This is a genomic window from Absiella sp. AM29-15, from assembly GCF_003434225.1.
Lineage (GTDB): Bacteria > Bacillota_I > Bacilli_A > Erysipelotrichales > Erysipelotrichaceae > Hoskinsella > Hoskinsella hominis.
The window spans coordinates 1,582-2,067 of sequence record NZ_QVFL01000046.1; the positions used below are offsets into that span (position 1 = coordinate 1,582).

Sequence of the window (486 nt, forward strand, 5' to 3'; positions counted from 1 at the left end):
TTTTTTTAGTGCGTTGATCTGTTGATTTTGATATTCCACTAAATGCTTTAGATAAGCAATTTCTTCATCTTGTGTCCTTTCTTTATGGCGGGGTCTTCCTGATGAATCTTCACGAGTGTCCTTGAATCCTGCTGATCTGGACGCTTGATTCTTTACTCGTTTAGTAATGTTGTGAACTCTTGATGGTCCTAATATGACAGGATCTAGCCCCATCTCTAATAAAATTTTAGAAGGATATGGATCACTTTGATATCTTATGTAAAACTGTTCACGGAATTCTTCTGTATAAGTAATGGACTTCTCACTAATATTTTTTACATATGGATTATGTCTTAGTTTTTCAATTTGTTCAGCTGTAAAATAATTTTTACCCATTGTTTCACTCCTTTCATTTAGCTTGATTATAGTATATCAAAAAAAGACCCCATAAAACGAGGTACTAGCAATTGGTTTTTTTCTAGTGTCCGTTTTACAGGGTACAGTTTA

At 33.5% G+C, this 486-nt stretch carries 1 protein-coding gene; it reads right to left on the reverse strand.

Features of this window, described 5'->3' with window-relative positions:
- On the reverse strand, positions 1-375 hold a 375-nt coding region (locus tag DW761_RS21260; RefSeq protein ID WP_199485675.1), incomplete at its 3' end, for an HTH domain-containing protein.
- Positions 376-486 lie beyond the last annotated feature (111 nt).